3 protein-coding genes are annotated in these 2,497 nt (G+C 61.4%); 2 read left to right on the top strand and 1 reads right to left on the bottom strand.

Features of this window, described 5'->3' with window-relative positions:
• Window positions 1-452 precede the first annotated feature (452 nt).
• Window positions 453-686: a hypothetical protein gene (locus AC5JJ6_RS08865; protein ID WP_496041686.1), complete on the top strand. Its 234-nt coding sequence runs from the start codon at window positions 453-455 to the stop codon at window positions 684-686.
• Between the two features lie 268 nt (window positions 687-954).
• On the opposite strand, the gene AC5JJ6_RS08860 is transcribed toward AC5JJ6_RS08865, so the two are convergent.
• Complete coding sequence (locus AC5JJ6_RS08860; RefSeq protein WP_496041685.1) at window positions 955-1,320, bottom strand: hypothetical protein; 366 nt, start codon at window positions 1,318-1,320, stop codon at window positions 955-957.
• Between the two features lie 74 nt (window positions 1,321-1,394).
• Between AC5JJ6_RS08860 and AC5JJ6_RS08855 the strand changes: the two genes are divergently transcribed.
• Window positions 1,395-2,336, top strand: coding sequence for a LysR family transcriptional regulator (locus AC5JJ6_RS08855; protein ID WP_496041684.1), 942 nt, complete (start codon window positions 1,395-1,397; stop codon window positions 2,334-2,336).
• Window positions 2,337-2,497 lie beyond the last annotated feature (161 nt).

Genomic DNA, 2,497 nt, shown 5'->3' with positions numbered 1-2,497 from the left:
AGACCCTGCTGCGCAAGATCGACGTCAACAACCGCACCCAGGCCGCGATCTGGGCGATGAACAATGGCTTCACCGCCGAGGGTGCGCCCATCCCGACCCGTGGTCTTTATGCGGTCTCCGCCTGATCCTTTCCTGGAAATTCTCCAACACTGAAACGGAAGCCGGCCAGGTCTTTGGTGGAAGCGGGCGCCAGGCAGATATCGCAGGAGGAACCATGCTGAGGCTGGGTTCAAGAGCAAGATACCAGGGCCACGACTGCATCGTTGTCGGCCGCACCATCGAGGCACATTCCCGCTACGATCTTCTGTTTCCTGCATCGCGCCGGGTTGAGCAGAATGTGCATGTGAACGATCTGGAGAGCTGCCCGGTCGATCCCTTACTTCAGCCGACTGCGCCATGAGCGCGAATGTGATGGCCCAGCATAGCAATCGGCTCCGCAAGGATCGGGCATCATGAGCGAAGAGGCCAACCTCAAGGGTGTTCCGGCAGGCATGCGCCCTGTCGTGCAGTACTTTATCGGGCGCCTGCTCATGCTGAGAGAGCGGCTGACCTATGAGCAGTGGAGCACATTCGACCGGAGCGCCGATGTGATCTGCAACAGCATTCTCAGGCGAATGCCAGTTGATCATCCGGAATCAGCAGTCTGGGACAACCGATGCAAGCGCAACCAGCACCCTTTGCGGTGATCCCCATGAGGCGGTTCGAAATACCAGGCTTCCTGCCCCCCGGTCATGCTCGTTGCTTATTCAGCGACACGCGGTTGATGTCAGATACTGCCGGGTCGGGATAGGTATCCCAGCGTGCTCTGGTGGAAAGTCGTCAGGCGCTTGGGCGTGTAGGCTTTCCCGGATCGATTTCCGGTCGGGATGAACCGATGAGGCAGCAGGTTGCCGTTCCGGATCATGCGCGGATCCGCTCGGCCACCTGCCGCCGTAAGACCTTCACCAACCGATCTCAATTGGTAACTGCCGCCTGGTGAACCAGCACCTGATCACCGCGTCGGCTGATCTCGATTGCGTTTGGTGCGACACTGCCGACACGGGGGCTGGAGAGCACGATGCTCTGGTTTGGGGCAAGAACGGCTTCAAGACGCACGGGCGTGCCGGCCTCACCCTGCGCGACGGTGGCGACGACCCGGAAGCCATCGGGCTCGACGGTGTAGTACGCGATCCCGGACACGTCGCCGAGGTCGATGCTGCGGCCCTCGACAGGCCGGAGCCCGTCCGCCTGGGCTGCGCCGGCGACTGTCAGGGCAAACGCGGCGGCGATGATGGTGCGATGGATGGTCATTGGGATCTCTTGGGGTTCGATGCTGGACACGGCGTCCGATGCATTTTCCGTTGCCCTGGTAGATGGTCCGCCTATCATCATCGATCAAACAGATCGGATCGATAATGAACATCGACCATATCAATTTGAGCCGCATCGACCTGAACCTGCTCGTTGCTCTCGACGCGCTGCTTACCGAGTGCAGTGTCACGCGTGCCGCCGCCAGGGTCGGCCTTGGCCAGTCGGCTATGAGCCACAATCTCGGCCGCCTGCGCACGCTGTTTGGCGACGAAATCCTGACTCGAAGCTCAGAGGGCATGCGCCCAACACCCCGGGCACTCACCCTGGTCGATCCTGTGAGGATCGCCTTGGCCCAGATTACCACCTTGGTGTCACATGACAGGGTGTTCGACGCCCGGACTGCCGATCGGCTGTTCCGGATCGGCCTGCCGGACAGCGTCGAGGTGCTGCTGGATCCGGCGCTGCTCGCCCATTTCTGCGAAGCAGCCCCGGGTATCCGGCTGCGCCTGTACACCATCGACCGGCTCTTCGATGAACTCGATGCCGGACGTCTGGATCTCGCCGTCGGGATCGGGGATCTCGCCGACGGCGCGATGCACCACAAGCGGCGCCTGCTCTCCACTGACACCTACCTGTGCATGTTCAATGCCAGCAGGGTAGGCATTTCGCCGCCAATCTCGCTTGAGGACTACGTGCGGCTGCCGCACGTGCTGACGAGCCTGCGCAAGGGCGAACGCGGCGTGGTGGATACGGCCCTTGCCGAACTTGGTCTCACACGCACGGTCGCCCTCACGACGCCGCGTTTCGTGGCGGTGCCGTTTCTCGTGGCGGGATCTCCCGTCGTCACGACCATGCACGCCAAGCTGGCGCGCTACTTCGCCGCTGCCCTCGGGCTCAGCCTCAGCCCGGCGCCGGTTGATCTCCCGGAGATTTCTTTCTCACTCCTCTGGCATGCATCATTCGATCACGATCCGGCGCATATGTGGCTGCGGCGGACCGTACTGCACGTGGCGGCGGAGATGGAGCGGGAACATGGATCTGCCTGATGTCGTAGATTGGACAGATGGATTTTGCTGCAATCTTCAGACCGGCAGCACAGTGCAGTATGCAAGCCAGAACTTTTTCCATATCACCCTTCTGCGGCTTCAAGGGGTAATTGCTCACGGTATTGGCTGGTTATGAGCAGTTAGGCGACGGTGAAGGATCC

This window comes from Skermanella sp. (assembly GCF_059503625.1).
Note: the sequence above shows the minus strand (reverse complement) of the source record. Positions and strands in the feature narration are given on the sequence as shown.